Source organism: Candidatus Williamhamiltonella defendens (assembly GCF_900699045.1).
GTDB classification, from domain to species: Bacteria; Pseudomonadota; Gammaproteobacteria; order Enterobacterales; family Enterobacteriaceae; genus Hamiltonella; species Hamiltonella defensa_A.
On sequence record NZ_CAADHL010000001.1, the window covers coordinates 309102 to 335660 of the forward strand.

The following is a 26559-nucleotide window of genomic DNA, read 5'->3' on the forward strand; positions in this document are numbered from 1 at the left end:
TTTTAGCGGCTACTGTGAAAGCGCCCATTTTGGATGTACAGAAATACTCAAATCACTTCGGCTGCCTTCTTGAATACGCCGCCACCCTGCATAAGCTATCATGGCTCCATTGTCCGTACAAAATTGAGGCCTTGCATAAAACACCTGTCCTTGTCGTGCGTGCATAATGACACTAAGTGTGCTTCGTAGTTTTTCGTTTGCACTCACCCCTCCTGCTAAAACTAATCTGGTTAAACCCGTTTTCTCTAATGCGAGTTCAGATTTAATCGCCAAAGTATCGATAACGGCTTTTTCAAAAGCGTAAGCGATATCACAGCGAGTTTGCTCGTCTTCGTGGTTCGCACGAATAGCAAGAGCTGCCGCAGTTTTTAAACCTGAAAAACTAAAATCAAGCCCGGGTCTATTGATCATCGGGCGTGGAAATATAAAGCGATTAGGATGTCCCTGCTGGGCTAAATGTGCCAACATTGCGCCTCCTGGATATTCCAAGCCTAGCAATTTCGCTGTTTTATCAAAGGCTTCTCCGACTGCATCATCTAAAGATTCCCCTAAAAGGGCATATTTTCCTATCTCATTCACTTGGACCAACTGGGTATGACCTCCAGAAACGAGCAATGCAATAAAAGGAAAATCTGGCACCTGATCCTCGAGCATTGGCGCCAATAAATGTGCCTCCATATGATGTACCGGCACTGCTGGAACATTCCAAGCGAAAGCCAATGCACGTCCAACACTTGCACCGACTAATAACGCGCCCATTAAACCCGGCCCTGCCGTATAAGATACGGCATCGATTTCTTGAGGAGAGACGCAAGCTTCCTTTAGCGTGGTTTGAATGAGAGGGACGATTTTACGAATATGATCTCGTGATGCCAATTCAGGTACAACCCCGCCGTATTGCACATGTAATTTTACTTGACTGTACAATTGATCGGCCAATAAGCCAGATTCTGAATCATAAATCGCAACGCCTGTTTCATCACAGGATGTTTCTATACCTAAAACACGCATCATTTTCCTATCTTATTTATTGAAAAAGAGGTTTAACATCCACATTATTTCACTTGAATAGGCAGAATATGATCTTTATTCATAGAGACTCCCTGCCTTAAATAAAGAATTTTGCCTTAGCTGTGAAATTTCTATGGTATTCTTAGCATAAAGGTGAGTTTTAATTATAAAATTCTCCTCTTACTTCAAATCTTATTTATTCACATCATTAAAGGTAACCATCATGAATCGCTATGCAAAGTCTAATGGTTCTATTATCGAGGGTCGTAGCACAGGTATACAGGCGTATATGTCTCAAGTATACGGTTGGATGACCTGCGGTTTATTGTTGACCGCATTCGTTGCTTGGTATGCGGCTCAAAACACAGCCATCTTAAATTTAATCTTTTCGAGCCAAATTATTTTTTTTGGTCTTATTATTATGCAGCTAGGATTAGTTTTTGTTATTTCAGGTATGATCCACAAGCTCAGTGGGGCTATGGCCACCAGCCTTTTTATGTTGTATTCCGCATTAACAGGCTTGACGATATCCAATATCTTTGTTGTTTACACACAATCGTCTATCGCTAGCACTTTTGTGATCACAGCCGGCATGTTTGGTGCGATGAGTTTTTATGGTTATATCACAAAGAGGGATCTTACTGGTTTAGGTAATATGTTATTTATGGGTGTTGTTGGTATTTTACTGGCTTCTATCGTTAACATCTGGCTTAAAAGCAGTGCACTGATGTGGGCTGTAACCTATATCGGCGTTGTGCTATTTGTCGGTTTAACGGCTTACGATACCCAAAAGTTAAAAAATATGGGTGAACAATTAGACAATAACGATAACGAAGGGTTTCGTAAATATTCTATCCTAGGGGCTTTAACACTTTATATTGATTTTATTAATTTATTCTTAATGTTGATACGGATTGTAGGTAATCGACGTTAATTCTTAACCCATCGTCCTGGGCTGATCTACAGCCCTATCAAGAGGGCTCTTTCAAATCAGAAAGATGAATATTCCATATACCAATTTCTACTTACCTTACGGAGGTGGTCATGACACTTACATAAAAATATAAAAAATTTGGCTAAAATCACACAGACGAACGTTTATGTTGATTGCCACGGATCTAGAAATTTCTATATGGATTTTAACAGGCTGATAAACAACTTTATCCTAATCTCAAAGGATTATATTCAATTTTAGATGCCATCAACTCTTTAAAAACTTAAAAACACCACTAGGTAAAAATCGATGATAAGACCGCCTTTTTGTGAGTTTGATTTAGATCCCTGTTTAGTGCGCGCCTTAGAAAATAAAGGTTACATTTCTGCCACAGCGATTCAATCAACAGTGATTCCAAAAGCAATGGAAGGACGAGATCTATTAGGATCAGCTCCAACAGGCACCGGTAAAACGATCGCTTTTTTAATTCCAGCACTGCAACATCTTATTGATTTTCCTAAAAAAAAACAAGGCCCCCCTCGCATTTTGATACTCGCCCCTACACGTGAATTAGCCGTTCAAGTAGCAGATCAAGCGACTGAATTGGCAAAATACACCTCATTAAAGGTCGCCAAAATCATAGGAGGAGTGGCATATATGAACCATATGGAAATTTTCAATACAAATCAGGACATTCTAGTGGCCACTACAGGGCGATTGCTGCAATACATCAAAGAGGAAAATTTTGATTGTAGAGCAGTGGAAATATTAATACTCGATGAAGCGGATCGCATGCTGGACATGGGTTTTTCTCAGGATATTGAAATTATTGCTGCTAAAACTCGTTGGCGTAAACAAACTTTACTTTTTTCTGCCACACTAGAGAGTGCTATGATTCGTGAATTTTCTGAGCGCTTGCTCAACGAGCCCATCTACTTAGAAGCAGCTCATTCAGTAGGAGAACGAAAAAAAATCCTTCAGAGTTATTATCGTGCAGATAATCTACCGCATAAGATCGCTTTACTCTGTTACTTATTGAAAACCCATTCTGTACAAAAATCCATCATTTTTGTACGTACTCGTGAAAAAGTACATGAACTTTTTAATTACCTTCAATCAGCAGGCATTCATAGTGGATATTTGGAAGGAGATATGGTGCAAACCAAACGTACTGAAGCTCTAGCTCGTTTCAATAGTGGTCGCATTCAAGTTTTAGTGGCAACCGATGTTGCATCTCGTGGCTTAGATATTGCAGATATCAGTCATGTCTTTAATTTTGATATGCCCTATACCGGAGATGTTTACTTACATCGAATTGGCCGAACAGCTCGTGCAGGTCGTAAAGGGACGGCTATTTCACTGATTGAAGCACATGATCATTCATTATTAAAAAAAGTAGAGCGATATCTTAAAAAAAAGATAACACCAAGAATAGTGGATGAATTACGGCCCATAACGAAAGCACCAAATAAAAAAAAAACAGGGAAACCTTCTAAAAAAGTGTTAGCAAAACGTGAAGAGCAAAAAAAAGCCAAAAAAGAAAAAACGAAAGTTAAAATACGTCATCATGACAAGAAAAACCACGGTAAGCGTCGAAAGCCTAAAAATTTAAAGAAAAATAAGGAAAATGGTGATGCCAGCTTCTCTGATAACCTGGCGTGATGTGATAGGCGTAGAAAAAAAAGAATTTTATTTTAAGGATATTTTGGCATCTGTAGCTGCCAAACGTCGTGCAAACAAAATAATTTATCCCTCTCCAGAAAATGTATTTAATGCCTTTCGTTTAACGGAATTTGGAGAGGTAAAAGTCGTGATTATTGGGCAAGATCCATATCACGGTCCTAATCAGGCACATGGTTTATCTTTTTCTGTTTTACCAGGTATCGTGTTGCCGCCTTCATTAGTGAATATCTATAAAGAGCTGCTTAATGACATTGTAGGTTTTATATATCCTAATCACGGTTGTTTAGAAAACTGGGCAAAACAAGGGGTTTTATTGCTAAATACTGTGCTGACAGTCGAAGCGGGGCTCGCGCACTCTCATGCGCATCTTGGGTGGGGTGTCTTTACTGATCGTGTGATTGCTGCTCTGAATCAACATATTCATCGGATTATTTTTTTACTCTGGGGCTCTCATGCACACAAAAAAGGAAAAATTATTGATACTCAGCGTCATTTTATTTTAAAAGCACCGCATCCATCGCCTCTATCTGCTCATAGAGGATTTTTTGGATGCAAGCATTTTTCAAAAACGAATCAGCTGTTAGAACAGCAGGGACTGGTACCTATCAGATGGCAACTATAATAGAAAAAGAATCTGGATTTTTGTTCCGAATCGGTTAGAGTTTATAAAACCATGACAATTAAACTTATAATATAAATTATCAATCATTTTTTTAAATCACATACTTAAATACAATTGATGCCTTTATAATAACTTCTAAATCCAAAAATTTTTAAATAATATTTCAATAACTAAATATTATTTAAAGAATTCATCAAAAATTTGAAATTAATTTAATTTTTTAAATTAATTATTACGAATATATTCATCCATATCCGTTTTTAAATTATCAGATTGCGTGCTAAAGATAGCCTGCATCCATGAGCCGGCGATCACTGTTACTGCAGCGCACAACTACCGGCTTAATCTACTTTTGAAACATCGGGCACACTAACACGTAAACGTGTAATACGAGCATTTAAATTGGTGATGTTCTTTTTTTCCTCTAAAGTTTTCAACTAAGTCCTCAGATATTTTCTTACCATTTTGAACACTTATTATTGTTGAAGTCAGTTCTCTGCCTGTTTTTAAATTCCATATCGTGATCAAAAAACGGAAGCTAACATAATATACTAAGGCATAATAAGCACCAACCAGAGGAAATAATACAGTTCGATGAACATTACCACACAAAAGAATAAAATCAATTAAACCTTGAGAAAAACCAGTACCACTGGTCATACAGAAGGGAATAAAAATAGAAAAAGCCAATCCTGATAAAATCACATAAATAACATATAAGACAGGGGCTAAAAACATAAATACAAACTCTATTAATTCAGTGATACCTGTCAAAAATGCAGTCAATGCCGCAGATCATAATACCACTGATCTTTATGCGATTTTCTGGCATTGCTGAATGCCACATTGCAATCGCAGCAGCAGAGAGACTATACGTTTTAAAAAGAAAAGCGACTGTCAGGTTATCCGCTGCTGGATCACCAGCTATCTAAGGAGGAATATCGCCGTGAAAATTTGTCCAGCAGAGTTCGTGTATTCTCACACCTGCATCTGAAAGGTACATTCTAAACATGATGCAGACCAAGGGGAATGATAGCGCGCTCAACAAATCCATATATACCAACGGCAATACTCGGATTTTGATATGCTGCCCATTCTGAAAAATCTGTATTTTCCTTCCAATCAGAGGCCCAATAAAAGCCAACAATACCCCGAGAAGAATAGCAAAAAATCCAGAAATAATAGGCAAAAAACCCTTATCTGAAAAACCAAGATATTCAGGTAATTTAATACGATAAAAATGATTAAACATATAGGCGGCAAGCCCAACTGCAATAATATCCTCCAAGACACCAGTGTTATTTAAATGATGCTAGTATATCTGATGAGATAAAATATTTAATAACAGAGATTCGAACACAGCGATTTTTTACTCCATAATCGAGTAAGCAATAACAGAAGTTAATGCCGCAATACCATTGTTATTAGTAAACCCTACTGCGATCCTAAAGGCGAAAATTAATGGTATATTAGCAAAAATAGCACCGCCAGTTTCTGGCATAACATTAGAAGCTACATCATGTAGCAAGCTGAAATAAATCGAGCCTAAACCTAGTAAAACACTTGTTTAAACATAATTTAAAGGCCCATGGTAATAAAAAATAAAATCAATTTTTATATATAAAAAATCTTTTTTAATTATTTTCAAATGAATCAAAATAATATTTGAATATGTGATATAAATCATATTTATTTCATCAATAAAACATATCATATTAAAATAACTTAATTAAATATGTTATTTTTATATTAAATTAATTAAAAATTGATAATATTATTTTATTGCAGCTTATACTAAAATATTTACATTATATTTAAAAACGTTGATTCTCTTAAATGAAATAATTTAATAAAATTACTTGTTGTCGTATCAGCTAATGTTTCTAAATTTACATTTTTTAATGCTGCAATATACTCAGCAATTTCTCTCACATAAGCGGGCTGATTTTCTTTTCCGCGATAAGGCTCAGGGGATAAATAAGGTGAATCAGTTTCAATTAAAATTTTATCTAAAGGAATATAACGAACAACATCACGTAATAATGACGCATTGCGAAATGTCACAATACCTGAGAAAGAAATGTAAAATCCTAAATCTAATAGTTTCTGCGCAGCCATTTTATCTTCAGTAAAGCAATGCAAAACGCCACCACAATCCCGTGCGTTTTCTTCTATTAAGATGTTTATAGTATCTTTAAAAGCATCACGGGTGTGAACAATGACAGGCTTGTTTAATTGACGCCCAACTATAATGTGCTCTCGAAATACTTTTTTCTGTAGCGCGATTTGATCTGATGAATAATGATAATCTAAACCTGTCTCCCCAAGTGCTATCACTTTTTTTAATTGACATAATTGTTTCAATTTTTTCATATCATAACGTTGATCAAGATGCAGAGGATGTACTCCACAAGAGAATGCGACATCATTTCGTTCGCCGATCATAGAAAAAAAATTCTTAAAACCCTCCAAAGTGGTCGCTACACAGAGCACAAATTTGACGTTACGTCCTCTTGCTTTTAGTAGTACGTCAGCAACGCTTTGATGTAATGTGTTATAATCTAAACTATCCAAATGGCAGTGTGAGTCTACTAATAACATGATATGAATCCTAGATATTGACTGGTAGATCAGAGCTCATTCAAGGCATTTTCAAAATTTAAAAGTTGCTCTGTAAGCAATAATTCTTTATTTATCCCCACTATCGATAATAGTTGGTGACGGCAATAAATCGATTGGCGGAGTATTTTAAATAATCCGCTAATAGAAAATAAAGTTGCTAACTTTTTAACTAAAGATTGTTGATCTTCATTAATCATAAAGAGCATTATTCCGTAGTGATATTTTAAAGCATCCAACAATAATGAAATCAACCAATGAAGAGTATCTCTAATATTCTCATGGTTTAGTTGAGGTAACAATGCCAAAAAATTTTGGTGAGACAAGACATCACTTAATGCGAGACAAAAAAAAACTCTTTCATTCCAACGATCTTTTTGCAGAAGAGATAAAGCGGATAATGGAGCACCAGAACTTAATTTCAATGCTGTTGATATAAGGATTGGATCTGCGCCTGTTTTTTCTGCTAACCATGTTAGCGTTAAATTTGTTGGTGGATTAAACAAACGCCAAAAAAAACAACGGCTTTTTAACGTTGGCATTAAAACCGAAGGGGTATGACAACCTAAAAGGAAATAGGTATTTTTTGGAGGTTCTTCTAATGTTTTTAATAACGCGTTCACTGCAGCAACAGTGAGATCGTGGACATTAGGGATAGAAATGACCCTCGCTCCTCCCTGTTGTGGATGGTGTGATAGTTTTTCGATCACCTCTCTGATGGAATCAATACCTAAATTTTTTTGGTTTGCTTTTATTTTAAATACGTGACAGTCTGGATGATGTCCGGCCAACATTAAATGACAGCTATGGCACTGACCGCAACTTTTTTTGCCTTGTCTTTTCTGGCAAAGCAACCAACGGCTTAAACCGTAAATAAGAGCGTTTTTACCATTTCCTTGTAATGCATGAATCATTAATGCATGATGCCCACGTCCTAAAATATGCTGCTCTACTAATTGATGATAATGAGCATTGAGCCACGGATACCAATTCATTCAATTATTTTTCTAATAAAGATAGCAAAGCATTTTGAATATCCGCTGTGACTTTTTTTATGGGTTTTGAAGCATCTATCATTTTAATACGATGATCATCGTATATCAGTTCGAGATAACGTGCCCGAATTTGTTCGAAAAAAACCAACGATTGCTGTTCAATACGATCAAGATGGCCTCTTTTACGAGCGCGTTTTAACCCTAATTCAGGAGGTAAATCTAAGTATAAGGTTAAGTCAGGGCGAAAAGAAGAGCCTAAAGTAAAATTAGCTAAAGATTTAATAAATTCAGATTTTATCCCTCGTCCGCCTCCTTGATACGCTTGAGATGAAAGATCATGACGGTCGCCTATTACCCAAGTTCCAGAAGATAAAGCTGGTTTGATGATATTTTCTAGCGATTGCACTCGAGCAGCATAAAAAAGCAATAATTCTGCTTTATCGCTTAAAATCTCTTTATTTTGGCTATTTTTTTTAATTAAATGACGTATTTCTTCACTTAATACGGTCCCGCCTGGCTCACGAGTACAGATCACATCCTGAATTTTAAAATGCCTTAAGAACTGTTTGACAGTATTGACGGCAGTGCTTTTTCCTGCCCCCTCTATACCTTCAATAACAATAAATTTACCTTTCATTTTTTTTTAATACCTCGCGATAAGCTCGTACAGCTCGATTATGACCTATCAAATTCGTGCTAAATGTATGCCCGCCTTCACCATTTGCTACAAAATAGAGATAATATGTTTCTTCAGGATGAGCCGCCGCGTTAAGTGATGATAAACCTGGCATGGTAATCGGAGCAGGGGGCAAGCCAGGTATAATATAAGTGTTATAAGAGGTTACTGTCAGCAAGTCTTTATGCGTAATGGCCTCTGTATAATTTTTACCTAAACCATACAGCACTGTAGGATCTGATTGTAAAGGCATCCCTAACATTAGGCGATTAATAAATACTGATGCAATTATTTTTCTCTCTGCATTAATAGAGGTTTCTTTTTCAATGATCGAAGCCATAATCACTAACTCATCGGGGCTTTTATAAGGAAGTGATTGATTTCTTTTCTCCCAAATTTGATTTACTGTTTCGTTCATTTTTTGATGGGCGCGTTTGAGTATCAATAAATCTGAGTTTCCGAAGGAATAAAAGTAAGTATCTGGATAAAAAGCGCCTTCTATATGTCTTTCACTTTGTAACTTAAATAGCTGAGCAACCTCTGCATTCGTTTTATTTTGCAATAAGTGTTTGATGTTGTCTTTTTTATCCATCTCATTCTTCCAAAGATGCCAATGAGTTCCTTCGATAAAACGAATAGCAAATTGTGCTTCTTTACCACTGGCAAATAATTCCAGCATCTCTTTGACGCTCATGCCAGAAAGCAGGTAATAAGTGCCTGCTTTAAATTCAGCTAATTGAGGCTCAACAATCAGTAAAAAACGCAATAACCAAGTTTTAACTAAAAGATGATTTTTTAATAAGATGGTTTCTAATGCTATTCTTCCCGTTCCTGAAGGAACCGTTAAGATAGTATCTTTTGTGATAGGTAATGGTGAATGAGAAAAATGTTGAATTTCATAGTAGACATACAGGCTTATTAATAAACAGATTAATATAAAAAATGTACATGCTCTAAAATAGATTGTTTTCATTTACATTCATTAAGCTTTTTAAAATTTTTGGCAGAGTAAACATATATTCTATAAGAACGCAGCCAATATGGCATATTATTGATTAGAGTTTTTTCAAAACTGTATCGAGATTCAAGTGAAATCGAACGGAGCAATCGAACGGAGCATCCCTGATCTTACACAGTCTCAGCAAGATAAGTATTTAGAACGAGTTTTGACTATAAAATCATATTTTTTTAAACACTACAGAGCCATTTGTACCACCAAAACCAAAGGAATTACAAAGAGTATATTCCATATTTTTTAATGAACGAGTTTTATTGGGAACAAAATCCAAGTCAAAGCCTTCATCTGGATTATCTAAATTAATAGTAGGGGGGACGACCTGATCATGTAAGGCTAGAATTGAAAAAATAGATTCTATTGCACCGGCCGCACCTAATAAATGGCCCGTCATAGATTTGGTCGAACTTATCATCACGTTTTGTGCATCTTCAGAAAAAACGGTTTTGATAGCTTCAACTTCTGCCTTGTCTCCTGCAATAGTAGAGGTGGCATGCGCATTAATATAGTTAATTTTTGAAGCCGACACGCCCGCATCCTTTAATGCATTTTTCATCGCCAATGCTGCTCCATAACCATTTTCTAGTGGATTAGTAATATGATGAGCATCACTGCTCATACCAAAACCGACCAGTTCGGCGTAAATTTTAGCATTACGTTTTTTAGCATGTTCGTATTCTTCTAAAACAAGAACGCCGGCGCCATCACCCAAAACAAAACCATCACGATCTTTATCCCAAGGACGACTTGCTGCCTGAGGATCATGGTTTCGTTTTGATAAAGCTCGAGCAGCAGCAAAACCCGCTACGCCCAATGGCGTAGTGCTTTTTTCCGCGCCTCCTGCCAACATAACATCAGCATCACCATAAACAATGATTCTAGCGGCATGCCCAATATTATGAACACCAGATGTACAGGCTGTAGAAATTGCAATGTTAGGTCCTTGTAGGCCATAAATAATACTAAGATGACCGGATATCATATTTATAATAGTAGCAGGCACAAAAAACGGGCTTATCTTTTTGGTCTCTTTATCAACTAAAAGAGAATAATTATCTTCAATCAGGCCTAATCCACCAATACCAGATCCGATGGCCGCGCCGATACGGGATTGCTTTTCTTCAGTGACGTCAAGCCCGGAATCAAGCATTGCTTGAACGCCAGCAGCGACACCATATTGTATAAAAAGATCCATTCTTCGAATATTTTTCAGTGGAATGTAATTCTTAGCCTCGAAATTTTTAACTAAACCAGCAAAACGCGTTTCATAAAAGCTGGTATCAAAATGATTTATTAAAAAGATACCACTCTGACCTAAAAGGACTGCTTCCCATGTAGATTTTACTGTATTACCGACAGGAGACAACATACCAAGTCCAGTGATTACCACTCGGCGTTTAGTCAAATTTTTCTCCTAATATAGAAACGATAACGATGGTGAAAATAAGGCGATCCTCGATCGCCTTATTTTATTTATTTTTTGCATGTTGATGATATATAAGCAATAGTTGCTTGAACAGTCGTAATTTTTTCTGCATCTTCGTCCGGAATTTCAGTATCAAATTCTTCTTCTAATGCCATAAGCAGTTCCACAGTGTCAAGAGAATCAGCACCAAGATCGTCTACAAAAGAAGCACTATTAGTAACCTCTTCTCTTTTGACGCCTAGTTGATCAGCGATGATTTTTTTTACACGTTCTTCAATATCATTAGTGCTCATATTGTTAAATTTCCTATCAAAATTCGCTTACGCGAGAGTATCGGTAGTTTTGAAATTGCTTTAAAAACGAGGATTTTCCTGTTTGGATTAAACGTTTACTCGCTTCAGTGGGTATGCTGCTTCATCAAATAGCCTAACTGCAGCGCTCCTCCAGCAGCGCCATACAGCATTATCGTCATTGAAATCACGGAGAAAGTGCTACTGGCGCGTCATTTTAACAAAGATATTCTGCAAAATCACGTCTTATATCCCTCATACTCAAGGAAGAATTTCTGTTAAAACAAACAAAACTGATTTTATAAAATCAGTATTTTATTTAATTTTATAGTGGTGGGCACACAGAACAAGAAAATACTTTTTCTTTTATTAAATCATATACATGCCTCCATTAATATGTAAGGTTTCACCGGTAATATAACTGCTTTGATCAGAGGCTAAAAAAGCCACTGCATTCGCAATGTCTTTAACATCACCCAATCGATTCATTGGAATTTTTTTTAAAATTTCATTGCGCCGAGTTTCTGTTAAAGCCTGTCGAGACATATCTGTTTCAATAAATCCAGGTGCGACCACATTAACCGTGATGCCTCTTTGAGCAACTTCTTGAGCAAGAGATTTACTAAAACCAATTAGACCGGCTTTAGTAGCAGCGTAATTAGTTTGCCCTACATTTCCCGCACTGCCTACTACGGATCCTATATTGATAATACGACCAAAGCGCTTTTTCATCATTGGGCGTAAAGCGGCTCTTGAAAGATAAAATATAGATGTTAAATTTGTACACAAAACCTCATTCCAACTGTTTGTTTTCATACGCATCAGCAAACCATCACGTGTAATAGCTGCATTATTGACTAAGATATCAGGGCCACAAAATTCCTCTTCGATACTCTTTATTAAAGTTTCAATCGATTCCTTGTCAATCACGTTTAAGGTGACACCTTTACTATAGTCACCCAAATCATCTCTGATTTTTTTTGCACCCTCTTCAGTGGTCGCCGTACCTATTACAAAAGCACCCTCTTCTGTTAATGATTGGGCTACAGCGCGACCAATCCCACGAGTTGCGCCAGTAATCAATGCAATTTTTCCTTTAAATCTCATATATATCCTCTTTTAAAATCTTGTTTACATATTTTCCTGACACATAATTAAGAGCATCAGCCAATGAATGAGCATCATTGACTGAAAAAGCAGGTGCTTTATTCACAATGCGTTTGTTCAGACCGGATAAAATGTTTCCCGCCCCCATCTCTAAAAAAGATCCCACACCTTTTTTAATCATAAATTGGATACTTTTAACCCAAGGTATTGGAGAATATAATTGACGTACTAATGCCGCTCGGATCTGTTCAGGTGAATTTTCTACTTTGACATCTGCATTGTTGAGCACCGGAAATTTTGACGTTTTAAACACCATTTTATTCAGCTCAACCAACAACTTATCCGCCGCTGGCTTCATCAAGGCGCAATGAGAAGGCACACTCACCGATAAGGGGAAGACCTTTTTTGCTCCTGCTGCGATACAGGCAATATTAGCTCGCTCTACTGCTTCTTTATGACCAGAGATCACGACTTGCCCTTGAGAATTAAAATTCGCGGGTGAAACAACCTGATTTTGTGCTGTTTGTTTACAAATTTTTACTATAGTTTCATCATCGAGTCCAATGATAGCAGACATGGATCCCTCGCCTGCAGCGGCTTGCATTAATTTTCCTCTTAATTCAACCAGCTTTACTGTTTCTGTCAAATTTAAGACACCGGCACACACTAAGGCGGAATATTCTCCTAAACTATGGCCTGCTACTATAAATGGAGCGGGGCCGCCTTCTGCTTGCCAAACCTCCCAGATTGCCATAGAAGCCGTGAGTAAAGCGGGTTGTGTTTTCCAGGTTTTATTTAATTCTGATACGGGCCCCTTTTGTGTGAGCGCCCAAAGATCGTAACCAAGAGCATCACTGGCTTGAGAAAAAGTTTTTATTATCACAGGAAATTTTTTCGCCATACTCGACAGCATCCCCAATGATTGAGAACCCTGACCTGGAAAAAGGATTGCAAATGTTATCATGACTTTTTTCCTTTAAAAGCTAAAAACGAACTAACGCAGATCCCCAGACAAAGCCACCCCCAAAGGCTTCTAAAAGAAGTAGTTGCCCTCGTTGGATACGGCCATCTCGTACCGCTTCATCTAATGCCGATGGCACTGATGCAGCAGAAGTATTACCGTGCCGATCTAAAGTAATCACCACTTTTTCCATACCTATATTCAACTTTTTAGCTGTGGCGTTAATAATACGGATATTAGCTTGATGGGGTATCAACCAATCTAGTTCTGAAGCATCCAATTTATTGGATTTTAAGGCTTCATGAACAACGCTTGCTAATTCAAGGACGGCCACTTTAAATACTTCATTTCCAGCCATTCTGATAAAAGGCGGATTTTTTTCTCTGGGATAGAATAGGGTGAGTAGTTTTCCATAGTGCCCATTTGCATGTAAATGAGTTGAAATAATACCCGGTTGATCTGAGGCACCTAAAACGACTGCCCCTGCCGCATCCCCAAATAAAATAACAGTACTGCGATCCTTAAGATCAAGAGATTGTGTCAGCAAATCAGAACCGATCACTAATGCATAGGATATTGCGCCAGTTTTAATATATTGATCAGCAACACTGAGAGCGTAAATAAAACCCGCACAGGCGGCGGCCAAGTCAAAAGAAACGCTGTCTTTAATACCTAACATCTCTTGTATTTGACAGGCTGAACTTGGAAAAGCATGACTTGAAGAAGTGGTAGCCACAATAATTAAACCAATGTCATTTTGGTCAATTTGAGCCATTTTCAAAGCTTCTGTTGCAGCATAAAACCCCATGCTGGCGACTGTTTCAGAAGAAGCGGCGATCCGTCTTTCTCGCATGCCTGTTCTAGTGAAAATCCATTCATCTGAAGTGTCTATCATTTTTTCTAAATCTGAATTGGTACGCACTGTTTCAGGTAGATAACTCCCTGTACCGAGTATGTTAGTCTGCATAATTACCTTCGATAAGACACTTTACTCTTTAGCATTAGCACTTTTTTCATTAGACTTTGTTTAAAATTATCGTGAGTCCTCACCCTACGTTTGTGCGCTAACCGTTTTGTATCAATCATTAAATAATTTTCTCGCTTCCCGTGATTTAAAAAAAACTCAAGAAAAAACCGCGCATACGCGGCTTTAACAAGGGGTTTTAAAATTGACGGATAAGCTGAGATCAGCGGTTGATCACTTTACGTCCACGATAATAACCATCGTTAGTGATGTGATGGCGTAAATGAGTTTCACCGGAGGTTTTATCTGCAGATAATAAAGCAGTTGTCAATGCATCATGTGAGCGACGCATACCTCGCTTGGAGCGAGTGGGTTTATTTTTTTGTACGGCCATAAATTGGATTCCTTAATTACTTTTTTTTAAACGGGATAACACTGAAAATGGATGAGATTTTTTTGCCTGCTCTTGTATAATACTCTCTCTCATTTTTGAGAAAAATAAATGACAATCGTTATCTTCATGAACCGGAAAAGCAGGAATTGAAAGAATTAATTCATCTTCAATCATAGAGACCAAATTTAATTCACCTTCTTCGTTCATTTCTATATAGTCATACAATCCTCTGTAGGTTTCACTCAGATCGTCATAAGTACCACTGGTGACAGGGATAAAACAATATTCTGTCTTCAGATGATACAAAAAGGTGCTGCAGCAGCGCTGGCAGGTTAATTTCAAATCGACATGCGCATGACCTTTTATAAAAACTCGCTGTTTTTCATCAATTTCAAATAAGAGAAAAACATTAATATCGCTCTCTATAGAGTCTACAGATTCTGCAATTCGCACAAATTGATCAGATGCACAAAAACCCATGTACTCTAGCCCTTTATTAGCAGCAAAAATCGGATCAATGGTTAATGGTAATTTTATTTTTCGCATAAAGCCCGCATATTAGCTTTGTCATCAAAAAGAGTCAAAAAAGAAAAAAGTCTTCCTTAAAGAAGAGGTTATTTTTGATGACGTAAAAATTGGAGGCAATACCGTAATGAATTGTCTAAAGGTGCTTTTATTTGTATAGTTTCTCCAGAATAGGGATGTATAAATTCGATGGATAATGCATGTAAAAATAAGCGATTTAAATGACATCCCTTTAATTTTTTCTCAAATTCAGGATCGCCATAACGATTATCAAAAACAATCGGATGCCCCGCATGTAATGCATGGACACGAATTTGATGGGTTCTTCCTGTTAATGGCCTTACTTTCATTAAAGTCGTATTGGTAAAACGTTCTTCAATTTCAAAATGGGTGTGTGATTCTTTGCCTTGATGGCTCACTTTCACGATTCTCGCACCGTTTTGCAAAATATTTTTTTGTAGCGGAGCTTGTATTAGTTTGCAGGATAAAGGCCAGTCACCAGAAACCAAAGCCAAGTATTCTTTTTTCATTGTTTTAAGAGACAATTGTTCATTTAGAGAACGTAATGCAAATGGTTTTTTAGCAACCATTAAGATCCCTGAAGTCTCGCGATCCAATCGATGCACTAAATGTAAAAAACGTTGGTCTGGACGTAGCGCACGAAGTGCTTCTATCACACCAAAGCTCAGACCGCTTCCGCCATGAACAGCAGTACCGGAAGGCTTATTTAAAATCAATATATCAGGATCTTCAAATAAAATAGACTGAGCTAAAGCAACAACTGTCTTGCATTGTATTGAAATTAGCTTCTTTTGAATGATTGCGGTTTTGATAGGGGGAATTCGGAGCATATCGCCGGTAAGAAGCTTATAGCAAGGCTTGATGCGTTTTTTGTTCACTCGTACTTCACCTTTTCTTAAAATACGGTAAAGCATACTTTTCGGAACTCCTTTTAAAAATCGAATTAAAAAGTTGTCAATTCTCTGACCTGCATTATCGTCAGAAATAGTAATGGATTGCACTGATGATGAAAATTCCAAAAGGGGTCTCTCTTAATGTTAATAATATTCTTAATATTAACATCATCCCTTAAGAGATATTAGAGTTATCGTACAACAAAAATGTCCACATAAAGAGTGGCTCAGCCCATAGTGGGTTGAAGACGGGTTATTGAGAGCAAGAGTATCTTATAAGGCTAGTATTCAAAAAAGAGGAGAAAGGATACAATACGTCTTAATGTTGAAATGACTCATCTTGAGCTTTGCCAAAAGCTTTGAAGGGATCAATGTAAAAAGATAAGGTGTTTTTAGATAACGATTTGAAAAACAGTATTTTGGAAACTGTTTTGTAATATCTAGCATAAATGGAGTAACAAACGCTGCAATGGCATAAGACGTTTGTTTCTATAAAAATAGATCTACACTACTAATCAAAAAATAATGAGTAAATGTCAAATGAAAAGAATGTTAATTAATGCCACTCAGCATGAGGAATTGAGAGTTGCACTCGTAGATGGACAAAAATTGTATGATTTAGATATTGAAAACTTGGGTTATGAACAAAAAAAGGCCAATATTTACAAAGGTAAAATTACTCGAATTGAGCCTAGCCTAGAAGCCGCTTTTGTTGATTATGGTTCTGCAAGACAAGGTTTCCTTCCATTAAAAGAAATTTCACCTGAATATTTTTTACCGAGTTATTTCAATCATAGCACTCGCCCTAATATAAAGGATATGTTATCTGAATCTCAAGAAGTGATTGTTCAAATAGATAAAGAAGAGCGCGGCACAAAAGGAGCGGCATTAACGACTTTTATTAGCCTAGCGGGAAGTTATCTGGTCTTGATGCCGAATAATCCTGGAGCCGGAGGGATTTCTCGACGTATTGCAGGTGATGATCGAGCGGAGTTAAAAAAGGCAATAGCCTCTTTAGAACTACCAGAAAGTATGGGTTTAATCGTCCGTACTGCGGGTTTAGGTAAATCCTCTGAAGCATTACAATGGGATTTGTCATTACGACTTAAACATTGGGATGCAATAAAAAAAATAGCAGAAAATCGCCATGCCCCTTTTTTGATTCATCAGGAAAGTAACGTGGTTGTGCGTGCTTTTCGTGATTATTTACGCCCTGATATCAGTGAAATTTTGATTGATAACCCCAAAGTACTTGAACTCGCAAAAGATCACATCACAGCGCTTGGACGGCCTGATTTCAGTAATAAAATCAAACTGTATACAGGTGAAGTCTCGCTATTTAGCCATTATCAAATTGAATCACAAATTGAATCTGCTTTTAAACGAGAAGTACGTTTGCTATCTGGCGGCTCTATCGTGATCGATACCAGTGAAGCTCTGATTGCAATTGATATCAATTCGGCCCGGGCGACCAGCGGTGGGGACATCGAAGAAACCGCGTTGAACACAAATTTAGAGGCCGCTGATGAAATAGCGCGCCAACTTCGTTTAAGGGATTTAGGTGGGCTGATTGTCATCGACTTTATCGATATGGGCCCTATTCGACATCAACGTGAGGTAGAAAATCGCTTACGTGAAGCCTTGCGTCAAGATAGAGCCCGTATTCAGATTAGCCGTATATCTCGATTTGGTTTACTTGAAATGTCTCGTCAGCGGCTGAGTCCCTCTTTAGGCGAATCGAGTCATCATGTCTGCCCACGTTGTAGTGGTACAGGTACTGTCCGAGATAATGAATCTTTAGCACTGTCAATTTTAAGGCTCATTGAAGAAGAAGCACTCAAAGAAAATACGTATGAAGTACATGCGATTGTTCCAGTAGAAGTGGCTTCATATCTGCTGAACGAAAAACGAGATGCTGTGAATGCAATTGAAAAACGCCAAGAGGGTGTCCGTGCTGTGATTGTGCCTAATGCTCAAATGCAAACTCCTCATTACACAGTATTGCGGGTTCGTAAAGGTGAGGAATCCCTGACCTTAAGTTATATGTTACCTCAACGTTATGCAACAGAAATGCCTCAAACGCAAGATGACCCATCAAATGGACGTAAGCACTGCGAAGAGCCGGCGCTTTCTAGCTTATCATTCTCAATTAAAAGTACTGATATATCGAATAAAAATAGCGCTCATGGGCTCAGCAATGCACAGCCAGAAAGAAGTTTCTTGCAAACGTTAATAACTGTGATTCAATATTTGCTGGGATGGATTAAGAAAAAAGAAACTCACAGTCTTGAATCTAAAAATACAGCAGCTCAATCTCGAGAGAACACCTATATACATCGGAAAACTGATACACGTAAGGAACGATCTCCACGAGGAACTCGTGAAGATCTCGGGCGCAATAAGCTTTCTGGTTCGCAAACCTCGACTAGAGACAAAATTAAAAATAAAAATAATAGAATGCAATTAGAAGAAAATGAGAATGTACAAGCGAATACAGCCCAAGCTGATGAACGGCCAGCACGTCGTCGTCAACAGGATAGACGTAAGAATACGCCTCATCCTCAAATAATAGAACAAGAAGCAAAAATAATAGAGCAAGAAGCGAAAAGTCTGATCGAGCCTCTTTTAACTCAAAAGGAAGAAGTGCCACATAAAGAAATACCGAAAAAAATTCCGCCACGTCGTTCGAAACGCGAATTAACTCAAAAAATACGTTTAAACCAGACATCTCATCTGACAAACGCGGTCGATATCACCATTCGAGATCAAACGCTATATGAAATACCTGTGATCATTGAAGAAAAGGAAAATGCACCGTCGATACTAAAAGAAGCCACTGATGAGACCATGGCAGAAGAAGTAGAAAAACACATGGCCCCTACCTCGGTCAATGAAAATAGTACATTCCCCAGACGCTCACGCCGTTCACCTCGTCATCTTCGTGTCAGTGCTCAAAAGCGCCGGCGCTATCGTGATGATCCTGATACTCTTCAATGTATAATGCCTTTAAAAAGTGCAGTGGACTCACCAGAATTCGCTTTTGGTAAAATTTGTCTGCGTACCTTTGCTGAGCAGATGATAAACCGAGATATTCTTTTTAATGATGATGTTCATCTAAAGGAACAAAAACAAAAGAGCCAGGAAGACAAACAGGAAAAATCAGCATCTATTGCATATGTAAAAAATTCGAAAATTGAGCAAATTACAGACACAGAATCTGAAAAAAAACAGGTTTTCGCTCCTGTAACAAAAGTCTTTGCAATCGATAAAGCATTGTCTTTTCCGATAAATTGGAGGCGGCAGCCTTCTTCTATTTCTGAAGACAGTACACTGGCAGGAACACAGAATGCCATTCATCATGCTATTGTTCCTGCCAGTAGAACAGAAGAAGTCAAGTAGAAAGGATACTTGACCTGCTTCACATTTGAAAATTGAGATAACTATAGTGTCGCAAATACTTAAAATTCGTCGCCCAGATGATTGGCATGTTCACTTGAGGGATGATGACATGCTTCAAGCAGTCCTTCCTCATACCAGTGCGATCTTTCGTCGTGCAATCATCATGCCAAATTTAATATCCCCCATTAAAACCGTGAAAGAAGCGGTTGAGTATAAAAACCGCATTCTAAATGCGTTGCCTTCTGGGCACTCTTTTCTCCCTTTGATGACTTGTTATCTGATGGATGACTTTCCTGTGAAAGAATTGACATCTGGTTTTGAACAAGGAATATTCATTGCAGCTAAATTATATCCTGCTCACGCTACGACAAATTCCTCAAAAGGGGTTTCTAACATTCCGGCCCTCTATCCCTTATTTGAACACATGCAAAAGCTAGGGATGCCATTGTTGGTGCATGGCGAAGTGACTTCTCAACAGGTAGACATTTTTGATCGAGAAGCTATTTTTATAGAACAGGTATTAGAGCCCCTTCGAAAACATTTTACAGCGCTTAAAATCGTTTTTGAGCATATAACAACAAAAGAAGCGGTGAATTATGTTAAGGAAGGGGGGCGCTTTTTAGGAGCAACCATCACGCCTCAGCATTTATTATTTCATCGTAATGATATGCTGGTAGACAAGATCCGCCCGCATTTATTTTGTTTGCCCATCTTAAAAAGAAGTGAGCACCAAAAAGCATTACGTGACGCAGTTTCTAGTGGACATCCTCGTTTTTTTCTTGGCACGGATTCGGCACCGCACACTCAAAAAAATAAAGAGTCCGCCTGTGGTTGCGCTGGTGTTTTTAATGCGGTTTCCGCTGTGCCTATTTATGCCTCTATTTTTGAAGAGATGAACGCATTAGAATATTTAGAAGCTTTTTGTTCTATTAATGGTGCTCATTTTTATGGATTATCAAAAAATCAAGATTTCATTGAATTAATCAAGGTTCCTTTTATTCAGCCAAAAGAAATTTTGATTGGAAAAGAGTCTCTCATTCCTTTTTTAGCGGGTGAGCAAATAAATTGGTCTATCAAAAAGTAAAACTCGCCGTATGAATAAATTAACTGCAAAACAACCGATCAAATTTGAGTACACAAAATGAATCATTTAACCCGATTACCTTTAGATTTTACAGAATCTGCGGCTCTTAAATTTAAAGAGTTGATTGCCAATGAACATAATTCCAATAAAAAGCTGCGGGTTTACGTTGAGGGGGGTGGCTGTAATGGTTTTAAATATATGTTTACTTTAGACGATAAAGTAAACGAAGGAGATCTGGCGATTAATAAACAGGGTTTTTCTCTTATCGTTGACCCCTTGAGTTTGGGGTACTTAATAGGGGGTATCGTAGATTATATTGAAAGCATAGAATATTCACGTTTTATTGTAAAAAATCTCAATGCTAAAACCACCTGTGGTTGTGGCTCTTCTTTTAGCGTTTAGTCCCGCATTTTTGATGCCATAAAGCTTTCCATCACTTTTAATGAGTCTCATGCTGATTATCCCAGATAAATTCAGATTTATCAGGTGCATTTTTTGAGTCAACTAATATTCGAGGGTGAGATTTTAATAAATTCATAATATCCTGGCATAAAGGATCAAGACCTATACTCTTTATGGCAGAAATGATGTAGTATTTTTCGTTCCATCCTAACGCTTTGACGATATTTTTAGCTGTTTCTTCTATTGCTTTTGAACATAAAACATCGGCTTTGTTAAACACAAGCCAACGGGGTTTCTCAGCAAGATTGCTATTATATTGCTCTAATTCGTTGACGATCATTTTTGCATTCTCAGCAGGATCTGCGCCATCAATAGGCGCGATATCCACTAAGTGTAATAATACTTGGCAGCGTTCTAGATGTTTTAGAAAATGGATCCCTAAACCGGCTCCTTGTGCAGCACCCTTGATGAGTCCTGGGATATCAGCAACTACAAAGCTTTCTGCTTGATCCACCCGAACAACCCCCAAACTCGGAATTAAGGTAGTAAAAGGATAATCTGCGACCTTAGGTTTTGCAGACGAGATAGATCGAACGAAAGTGGATTTCCCTGCATTTGGCAAACCTAACAAACCGACATCTGCCAGCAAAAGTAATTCTAAAGTGAGATCTCTTTTTTCACCGAGGCTGCCTAATGTTCTTTGACGCGGTGCTCTATTAATAGAAGACTTAAAGCGGGTATTTCCCAATCCGTGAAAACCTCCCTTTGCAACCATGACCCTTTGTTCTCGACGGACCATATCAGCCAAAATTTCACCAGTAGTACAATCCAGTATCCTCGTCCCCACGGGCACTTTAAGGGTAATGTCTTGACCTCTTTTGCCTGTACAATCATAACTTTTCCCGTTATGACCGCTTTCAGCACGAAATATTCGAATAAAACGATAATCAAGCAGAGTATTAATATTCTCATCCGTAATAAGATAAACATGCCCACCGTCGCCTCCATCACCACCATTAGGGCCACCATAAGGGATATACTTTTCTCTTCTAAAGCTGACACAACCATTACCACCATCCCCTGCTTCAACCTGAATACTGACTTCATCAACAAATTTCATCTTTTATTCCTTATATCGATATTTTTTTTGAAGACAATTCACTTTCAGCAAATAACGACGTGCCTCGCTGACTGGATGCCGAGTGCTCAGTATATAAAACACATCATCTGATTGCATTCGGTTAATGACCTCGATGGCTTTATTTTTATCTGTAGAAAATGCGCGCAATACACTACCTGCCCCCCCGTTATAACCCGAGATAATCGCATAACGACGAGAGATTGGGTTTTTAATTTCTCTTAAATAACTTTTTTTTAAAATAGACAAATAGGCTGTACCAATATCAATGTTATTTTTAGGATTAAACAAATAGCTTCGGCTTGGTTGTCCGCTTTTTCCTTTCATCTGGAAAACATCTTTCCCTGCGGTATATCTCATCACTTGCATTAAACCTAATGCATCACAAGAGCTTACAGCATAAGGATTAAAGCTTGATTCTGTCTGCATAATCGCCAAAATTAAGGAGGTTTCAATACCATATTTCGCCGACGCATGCTTGATGAAAGACCAATATTTTTTAGCTCTTTGATCAATATGATTTGGCACCATCTTTAACGTGATTGACCATATCCAGTCTATCCCAGAGCGTCTTTTCTGTATTTTTGTCTTTAACAGATAATCAGCAAAATGCCGTGCAGCCCATTGGGAACGAATGGGTTGATGATGGTTATCTAATACTTGGCCATATAAAAATGGATGTTGACTGATGGTGATGTCGTTGAGGTCTGAATACAGATCAACAGAAGTGGGATCATCTCCCATAAGTAAAGTTGCAATCATAGCGTTACCTAAATGACTTTTAGGATCTATGGTAGCTATGGTCTCAACTGTAATACTGCCCACTTTAAAATTAATATGACTGCGAGTTTGATATTGATCTGTATATTTGACGTAATCTTGAGGACCTGCCATTAATATTTCATTAAATCCCCAAATGTTTTCAATATTGTGTGCAAATTGCCCCATTAAAATATCAAAGCTATCTGTGTCTTTGATGTAATCTACATGATTATCTTGATTTTTTTTCTTTGCACAAGAAATCAATAGGAAGATCAGCAGAAATAAAATCGCTATTTTCTTCATGTTATGAACCAGATTTAAACAAAAAAAGTCTAGTCTTTAGGTGGAATGTATCCCGAGATATGTACATCCTGTCCTTCAAACAAAAATTTAATCATTTCACGCTCTAGTAATGCCCTATCTTCTTGATGAATCATGCTCAGCTTTTTTTCATTAATCAGCATAGTCTGTTTATTTAGCCAAAGTAACCAAGCTTCTTGAGATATGTCATCATAAATACGTCGACCTATATCCCCTGGATAAATTTGCAAATCTTGTCCAAGTGCCTTTTTTTTTAAAAAAGTACAAAAAATCGTTCTACTCATATCTGTTTTTCCTTTTTTTATTTTTATGCGAGCATTTTTATTGTTCATATTCAGTTGTAATAGCAAACGTTTCACCGGAGCCGCCAATCCTATTGATGGAGGTTCAGATAAGTGGTACCACAAACCTTTTTCCTTCTCCATACATCTGTTGTTTAAGCCTTTCGTTTTAAGTAAAAAAGGCAAAATATCTAAATGAAAATGTGTGAAAGTGTGACGAAAGCGCGCCAGAGTAGATAAATCTACTTCTTTTAGCCCACGAATATTCAACCACAGAGCAAGCTCTGAAGCTTTCTTAAACTCTGGGAAACAAAATAAACCACCCCATAAGCCGATAGGTGGGCGTTGTTCAAGCCAAATCTGTTCTCCATTTTGTATCAAAAGAAAATACGCGGTTTTTTCAGGGGGTATTTTTTTAGGTTTTGTAGTAGGATAATCAGCCCATCTGTGATTCGCAAAGGCCAAGCAACCAATCTGTAGCGGGCAAATCGTGCATTCAGGCGTAGAGTGAGTACATATCATCGCGCCAAGATCCATTATGGCTTGATTAAATGCCGCAGCATCAGAAAGCAACATCCTTTCTTCGCTGAGGTTCCATAATTTTTGCTCCACTTCTTTTTTATTTGGCCAACCCTCTATTGCATAACAGCGGGCCAATACTCTTTTTACATTTCCATCCAGAATAGGAAAAGATTCCCCCATCGACAACGACAAAATAGCACCGGCGGTCGATCGGCCAATCCCTGGTAATGCAACGATATCTGAAAAAGCCAAAGGAAATTGCCCTTGATATTGAGCAAAGATCGTTTGAGCGGCCTTATGCAAATTTCGCGCACGAGCATAATACCCAAGACCTGTCCATAGATGTAATACTTCATCTAAAGAGGCTTGAGCGAGGTCTTTGATATTTGGGAAGCGTGTCACAAAACGCTGAAAATAAGGGATCACGGTTGCGACCTTTGTTTGTTGCAACATGACTTCTGAAAGCCATACACGATAAGGGGTTTTATTTAATTGCCAGGGCAAAGTTTTCCGGCCATGTTGGTGATGCCAGTTAACTAACATTTCCGAAAATTTTTTTGCTTGCATCCTAAGTAGTATCCAACCAATAAACTCAATAAGTTCAAATCATACCGTTTTTTTCTGATATTGCAGCATAGAGTCTTGAAACTGTAAACTATCGCTTTTTTATTTCTCAAAGATAAAACACAATATGTTATCAATTTTAAAAGAAACAGAGGCGTTACGGCCCATCCGTAGTTTTGTACGTCGTCAGAGACGTTTAACAAAAGCGCAAAAATGGGCTTTAGATCAATACTGGCGACAAATGGGTGTGGACTACCAAAACAGCTTGCTTGACACGACTCAATTATTTAGGCGAAAAGCGCCACTTGTATTAGAAATCGGTTTTGGTATGGGAGATTCTCTGATCACTACAGCAATACTGAACCCAGAACAAGATTTTTTAGGGGTGGAAGTTCATATACCTGGCATAGGTACCTGTTTGAGATCAGCTCATGCCGCTCATGTGACGAATGTGAGAATTATTTGTCATGACGCTGTTGAGGTACTCAAACATATGATTGCAGATCATTCTCTAGAAAAAGTGCAATTATTCTTCCCTGATCCATGGCATAAAGCACGGCATCATAAAAGGCGTATTGTACAACGCCCTTTTTTAGAGTTGGTGAAAACTAAATTAAAAGTAGGGGGATGGTGTCATATGGCAACCGATTGGCAGCCTTATGCCGAACATATGCTCAAAGTTATTTCAATGATCGACGGTTATAAAAACCTTTCTGTTAGTGAGAACTATGTAGAACGACCTGAATCAAGACCTTTAACCAAATTTGAAACCAGAGGTAAAAAACTAGGTCATGGTGTTTGGGATTTGTTATTTGAAAAAATAACTAAAGCAAGCTTAAAAGAGGGGGGGTAAAAAATTTGGCTCCTCTGACTGGATTCGAACCAGTGACATACGGATTAACAGTCCGCCGTTCTACCAACTGAACTACAGAGGAATAGATTGAACGAGGTGCGCATGATATCCAGTTGCTTTTGTACTGTCAACGCTAAATTGTAGCAAGAAATTTAAATATAAATTGAGACTCAAGAGTTTAATGATGACAGATAAATTTTATTTTATCTTAATCTTGCCAGTTATTATCCAAGGCATAACGATAAAGCGCATTTTTTTTGACATGATGAATTTTAGAGGTTAAAGCAGCTGATTTTTTGATAGATAGCTCAGAATGTAATAAATGAAAAGTTTCTAATGCCGCATGAGGCAAAGAATTGTCGGATTTGATTCGATGGCCTTCCATGATAAGCACCATTTCCCCACGATGACGATTTTTATCGTCTTTTATCCAATTGAGTAATTTTTGAACAGGCGCCCCATAAATCGATTCCCAAGTTTTAGTGAGCTCCCGAGCAAGCACCACATAACGTTCTTCCCCAAATATTGAGGATATATCTTGTAAACTGTCGAGTACACGATGGGGTGATTCATAAAAAATCAGGGTTCTCTTTTCTTCAATTAATGCCTTGAGCGCGTTTTGACGCGATGGAGCTTTTGACGGTAAAAATCCTTCATAACAAAAACGATCTGAAGCAATTCCTGAAGCAGATAACGCCGCAATCGCAGCGCAAGCCCCAGGTAATGGCACAACACGAATGCCTTCCTTTCTGCAACTGCGAACTAAGTGATAACCCGGATCATTGATTAATGGCGTGCCCGCATCCGAAACCAGCGCAATACTCTGACCATTTTTTAATTTTTCAAGTAAGACACCTATTTTTCGATTTTCGTTATTGTCATGTAATGCAAATAGCCGAGTGGCCTTAATATTAAAATGCTGTAGTAAAAGACCTGTATGACGGGTGTCTTCTGCTGCAATCAGATCAACACGCTTTAGTACATCTAAAGCCCTATGTGTAATATCCCCTAAATTTCCGATGGGGGTGGCGATGACATAAAGCGTGGAAGCAAAAACGATTTGCTCATTATATTGATGCATTTTTTATCCAAAAAAA

General features: G+C 37.8%; 23 protein-coding genes, 1 tRNA gene and 3 pseudogenes. 7 read left to right on the forward strand and 20 right to left on the reverse strand.

Annotated elements, in window-relative coordinates:
• Positions 1-9: 9 nt before the first annotated feature.
• The gene (gene tsaD / locus CICURV3402_RS01460) at positions 10-1011 is read right to left on the reverse strand and encodes a tRNA (adenosine(37)-N6)-threonylcarbamoyltransferase complex transferase subunit TsaD (protein ID WP_158379800.1); all 1002 of its coding nucleotides are present in this window, start codon (positions 1009-1011) and stop codon (positions 10-12) included.
• Between the two features lie 223 nt (positions 1012-1234).
• On the opposite strand from tsaD, the gene CICURV3402_RS01465 reads away from it, so the two are divergent.
• The 3 genes from CICURV3402_RS01465 (at position 1235) to ung (ending at position 4250) form a co-directional block, all read left to right on the forward strand.
• On the forward strand, positions 1235-1945 hold the full coding sequence (locus CICURV3402_RS01465) for a Bax inhibitor-1/YccA family protein (RefSeq protein WP_158379550.1): 711 nt from the start codon (positions 1235-1237) through the stop codon (positions 1943-1945).
• A gap of 309 nt (positions 1946-2254) precedes the next feature.
• Positions 2255-3607: an ATP-dependent RNA helicase SrmB gene (gene srmB, locus CICURV3402_RS01470; protein ID WP_158379551.1), complete on the forward strand. Its 1353-nt coding sequence runs from the start codon at positions 2255-2257 to the stop codon at positions 3605-3607.
• On the forward strand, positions 3579-4250 hold the full coding sequence (gene ung, locus CICURV3402_RS01475; RefSeq protein WP_158379552.1) for a uracil-DNA glycosylase: 672 nt from the start codon (positions 3579-3581) through the stop codon (positions 4248-4250). Before srmB ends, ung begins: the two co-directional genes overlap by 29 nt.
• A gap of 225 nt (positions 4251-4475) precedes the next feature.
• On the opposite strand, the pseudogene CICURV3402_RS07455 reads toward ung, so the two are convergent.
• The 13 genes and pseudogenes from CICURV3402_RS07455 to rluC form a co-directional block, all read right to left on the reverse strand.
• Positions 4476-5790, reverse strand: a pseudogene (locus tag CICURV3402_RS07455) (PTS transporter subunit EIIC).
• A gap of 263 nt (positions 5791-6053) precedes the next feature.
• Positions 6054-6851, reverse strand: coding sequence for a YchF/TatD family DNA exonuclease (locus CICURV3402_RS01485; protein WP_158379553.1), 798 nt, complete (start codon positions 6849-6851; stop codon positions 6054-6056).
• A gap of 29 nt (positions 6852-6880) precedes the next feature.
• Complete coding sequence (holB, locus tag CICURV3402_RS01490) at positions 6881-7864, reverse strand: DNA polymerase III subunit delta' (protein ID WP_158379554.1); 984 nt, start codon at positions 7862-7864, stop codon at positions 6881-6883.
• 4 nt (positions 7865-7868) lie between these two features.
• The gene (tmk, locus tag CICURV3402_RS01495; RefSeq protein WP_158379555.1) at positions 7869-8501 is read right to left on the reverse strand and encodes a dTMP kinase; all 633 of its coding nucleotides are present in this window, start codon (positions 8499-8501) and stop codon (positions 7869-7871) included.
• On the reverse strand, positions 8491-9513 hold the full coding sequence (gene mltG, locus CICURV3402_RS01500) for an endolytic transglycosylase MltG (protein ID WP_158379556.1): 1023 nt from the start codon (positions 9511-9513) through the stop codon (positions 8491-8493). The genes tmk and mltG overlap by 11 nt, the downstream gene beginning before the upstream one ends.
• A gap of 205 nt (positions 9514-9718) precedes the next feature.
• Positions 9719-10960, reverse strand: coding sequence for a beta-ketoacyl-ACP synthase II (gene fabF, locus CICURV3402_RS01505; RefSeq protein ID WP_158379557.1), 1242 nt, complete (start codon positions 10958-10960; stop codon positions 9719-9721).
• 68 nt (positions 10961-11028) lie between these two features.
• Positions 11029-11274 carry an acyl carrier protein gene (gene acpP / locus CICURV3402_RS01510; protein WP_158379558.1) on the reverse strand — a complete coding sequence of 82 codons (246 nt, stop codon included), beginning with the start codon at positions 11272-11274 and terminating at the stop codon, positions 11029-11031.
• Positions 11275-11640: 366 nt separating this feature from the next.
• Positions 11641-12378 carry a 3-oxoacyl-ACP reductase FabG gene (gene fabG, locus CICURV3402_RS01515; RefSeq protein ID WP_158379559.1) on the reverse strand — a complete coding sequence of 246 codons (738 nt, stop codon included), beginning with the start codon at positions 12376-12378 and terminating at the stop codon, positions 11641-11643.
• Complete coding sequence (gene fabD, locus CICURV3402_RS01520; protein ID WP_158379560.1) at positions 12368-13342, reverse strand: ACP S-malonyltransferase; 975 nt, start codon at positions 13340-13342, stop codon at positions 12368-12370. Before fabD ends, fabG begins: the two co-directional genes overlap by 11 nt.
• A gap of 19 nt (positions 13343-13361) precedes the next feature.
• Positions 13362-14306, reverse strand: coding sequence for a beta-ketoacyl-ACP synthase III (locus CICURV3402_RS01525; protein ID WP_158366722.1), 945 nt, complete (start codon positions 14304-14306; stop codon positions 13362-13364).
• Between the two features lie 220 nt (positions 14307-14526).
• Entirely contained in the window at positions 14527-14697 is a 171-nt protein-coding gene (gene rpmF, locus CICURV3402_RS01530) for a 50S ribosomal protein L32 (RefSeq protein WP_158379561.1), read from the reverse strand.
• Positions 14698-14709: 12 nt separating this feature from the next.
• Entirely contained in the window at positions 14710-15243 is a 534-nt protein-coding gene (locus tag CICURV3402_RS01535) for a YceD family protein (RefSeq protein WP_158379562.1), read from the reverse strand.
• A 68-nt stretch (positions 15244-15311) separates the two neighbouring features.
• Positions 15312-16262: a 23S rRNA pseudouridine(955/2504/2580) synthase RluC gene (rluC, locus tag CICURV3402_RS01540; protein ID WP_187306891.1), complete on the reverse strand. Its 951-nt coding sequence runs from the start codon at positions 16260-16262 to the stop codon at positions 15312-15314.
• 414 nt (positions 16263-16676) lie between these two features.
• On the opposite strand from rluC, the pseudogene rne reads away from it, so the two are divergent.
• The 3 genes and pseudogenes from rne to erpA all read left to right on the forward strand — a co-directional run.
• Positions 16677-19532, forward strand: a pseudogene (gene rne, locus CICURV3402_RS01545) (ribonuclease E); the annotation flags it as partial.
• A gap of 40 nt (positions 19533-19572) precedes the next feature.
• Entirely contained in the window at positions 19573-20619 is a 1047-nt protein-coding gene (gene pyrC, locus CICURV3402_RS01550; RefSeq protein WP_158379803.1) for a dihydroorotase, read from the forward strand.
• A 57-nt stretch (positions 20620-20676) separates the two neighbouring features.
• On the forward strand, positions 20677-21021 hold the full coding sequence (erpA, locus tag CICURV3402_RS01555) for an iron-sulfur cluster insertion protein ErpA (RefSeq protein ID WP_158379563.1): 345 nt from the start codon (positions 20677-20679) through the stop codon (positions 21019-21021).
• A gap of 37 nt (positions 21022-21058) precedes the next feature.
• Here erpA and cgtA read toward each other — a convergent pair whose 3' ends face one another.
• From cgtA to mutY, 4 genes and pseudogenes are all read right to left on the reverse strand, one after another.
• The gene (gene cgtA, locus CICURV3402_RS01560; RefSeq protein ID WP_158379564.1) at positions 21059-22141 is read right to left on the reverse strand and encodes an Obg family GTPase CgtA; all 1083 of its coding nucleotides are present in this window, start codon (positions 22139-22141) and stop codon (positions 21059-21061) included.
• Positions 22142-22144: 3 nt separating this feature from the next.
• The gene (gene mltC / locus CICURV3402_RS01565; protein WP_158379565.1) at positions 22145-23224 is read right to left on the reverse strand and encodes a membrane-bound lytic murein transglycosylase MltC; all 1080 of its coding nucleotides are present in this window, start codon (positions 23222-23224) and stop codon (positions 22145-22147) included.
• A 29-nt stretch (positions 23225-23253) separates the two neighbouring features.
• Positions 23254-23574 carry an oxidative damage protection protein gene (locus CICURV3402_RS06345; RefSeq protein ID WP_320410059.1) on the reverse strand — a complete coding sequence of 107 codons (321 nt, stop codon included), beginning with the start codon at positions 23572-23574 and terminating at the stop codon, positions 23254-23256.
• Positions 23575-23577: 3 nt separating this feature from the next.
• A pseudogene (gene mutY, locus CICURV3402_RS01570) lies at positions 23578-24612 on the reverse strand (A/G-specific adenine glycosylase); the annotation flags it as partial.
• Positions 24613-24736: 124 nt separating this feature from the next.
• Here mutY and trmB point away from each other — a divergent pair.
• Positions 24737-25462 (forward strand): tRNA (guanosine(46)-N7)-methyltransferase TrmB, encoded by a 726-nt coding sequence (gene trmB / locus CICURV3402_RS01575; RefSeq protein WP_158379567.1) that lies wholly within the window; start codon positions 24737-24739, stop codon positions 25460-25462.
• 6 nt (positions 25463-25468) lie between these two features.
• Here the strand turns inward: trmB and CICURV3402_RS01580 are convergent.
• Both CICURV3402_RS01580 and rsmI read right to left on the reverse strand, forming a co-directional pair.
• A tRNA-Asn gene (locus CICURV3402_RS01580) sits at positions 25469-25544 on the reverse strand.
• Positions 25545-25670: 126 nt separating this feature from the next.
• Positions 25671-26543 carry a 16S rRNA (cytidine(1402)-2'-O)-methyltransferase gene (gene rsmI, locus CICURV3402_RS01585; RefSeq protein ID WP_158379568.1) on the reverse strand — a complete coding sequence of 291 codons (873 nt, stop codon included), beginning with the start codon at positions 26541-26543 and terminating at the stop codon, positions 25671-25673.
• Between the last annotated feature and the right edge of the window lie 16 nt (positions 26544-26559).

What these genes read in the sequence shown, in the direction of transcription:
- rpmF (WP_158379561.1), bottom strand. Translation starts at nt 14,697, where the DNA reads ATGGCCGTACAAAAAAATAAACCCACTCGCTCCAAGCGAGGTATGCGT.
- acpP (WP_158379558.1), bottom strand. Translation starts at nt 11,274, where the DNA reads ATGAGCACTAATGATATTGAAGAACGTGTAAAAAAAATCATCGCTGAT.
- erpA (WP_158379563.1), top strand. Translation starts at nt 20,677, where the DNA reads ATGAATCATTTAACCCGATTACCTTTAGATTTTACAGAATCTGCGGCT.
- trmB (WP_158379567.1), top strand. Translation starts at nt 24,737, where the DNA reads ATGTTATCAATTTTAAAAGAAACAGAGGCGTTACGGCCCATCCGTAGT.
- CICURV3402_RS01525 (WP_158366722.1), bottom strand. Translation starts at nt 14,306, where the DNA reads ATGCAGACTAACATACTCGGTACAGGGAGTTATCTACCTGAAACAGTG.
- CICURV3402_RS01465 (WP_158379550.1), top strand. Translation starts at nt 1,235, where the DNA reads ATGAATCGCTATGCAAAGTCTAATGGTTCTATTATCGAGGGTCGTAGC.
- CICURV3402_RS01535 (WP_158379562.1), bottom strand. Translation starts at nt 15,243, where the DNA reads ATGCGAAAAATAAAATTACCATTAACCATTGATCCGATTTTTGCTGCT.
- CICURV3402_RS01485 (WP_158379553.1), bottom strand. Translation starts at nt 6,851, where the DNA reads ATGTTATTAGTAGACTCACACTGCCATTTGGATAGTTTAGATTATAAC.
- tsaD (WP_158379800.1), bottom strand. Translation starts at nt 1,011, where the DNA reads ATGCGTGTTTTAGGTATAGAAACATCCTGTGATGAAACAGGCGTTGCG.
- fabD (WP_158379560.1), bottom strand. Translation starts at nt 13,342, where the DNA reads ATGATAACATTTGCAATCCTTTTTCCAGGTCAGGGTTCTCAATCATTG.
- tmk (WP_158379555.1), bottom strand. Translation starts at nt 8,501, where the DNA reads ATGAAAGGTAAATTTATTGTTATTGAAGGTATAGAGGGGGCAGGAAAA.
- mltC (WP_158379565.1), bottom strand. Translation starts at nt 23,224, where the DNA reads ATGAAGAAAATAGCGATTTTATTTCTGCTGATCTTCCTATTGATTTCT.
- fabG (WP_158379559.1), bottom strand. Translation starts at nt 12,378, where the DNA reads ATGAGATTTAAAGGAAAAATTGCATTGATTACTGGCGCAACTCGTGGG.
- rsmI (WP_158379568.1), bottom strand. Translation starts at nt 26,543, where the DNA reads ATGCATCAATATAATGAGCAAATCGTTTTTGCTTCCACGCTTTATGTC.
- mltG (WP_158379556.1), bottom strand. Translation starts at nt 9,513, where the DNA reads ATGAAAACAATCTATTTTAGAGCATGTACATTTTTTATATTAATCTGT.
- holB (WP_158379554.1), bottom strand. Translation starts at nt 7,864, where the DNA reads ATGAATTGGTATCCGTGGCTCAATGCTCATTATCATCAATTAGTAGAG.
- cgtA (WP_158379564.1), bottom strand. Translation starts at nt 22,141, where the DNA reads ATGAAATTTGTTGATGAAGTCAGTATTCAGGTTGAAGCAGGGGATGGT.
- CICURV3402_RS06345 (WP_320410059.1), bottom strand. Translation starts at nt 23,574, where the DNA reads ATGAACAATAAAAATGCTCGCATAAAAATAAAAAAAGGAAAAACAGAT.
- ung (WP_158379552.1), top strand. Translation starts at nt 3,579, where the DNA reads ATGCCAGCTTCTCTGATAACCTGGCGTGATGTGATAGGCGTAGAAAAA.
- srmB (WP_158379551.1), top strand. Translation starts at nt 2,255, where the DNA reads ATGATAAGACCGCCTTTTTGTGAGTTTGATTTAGATCCCTGTTTAGTG.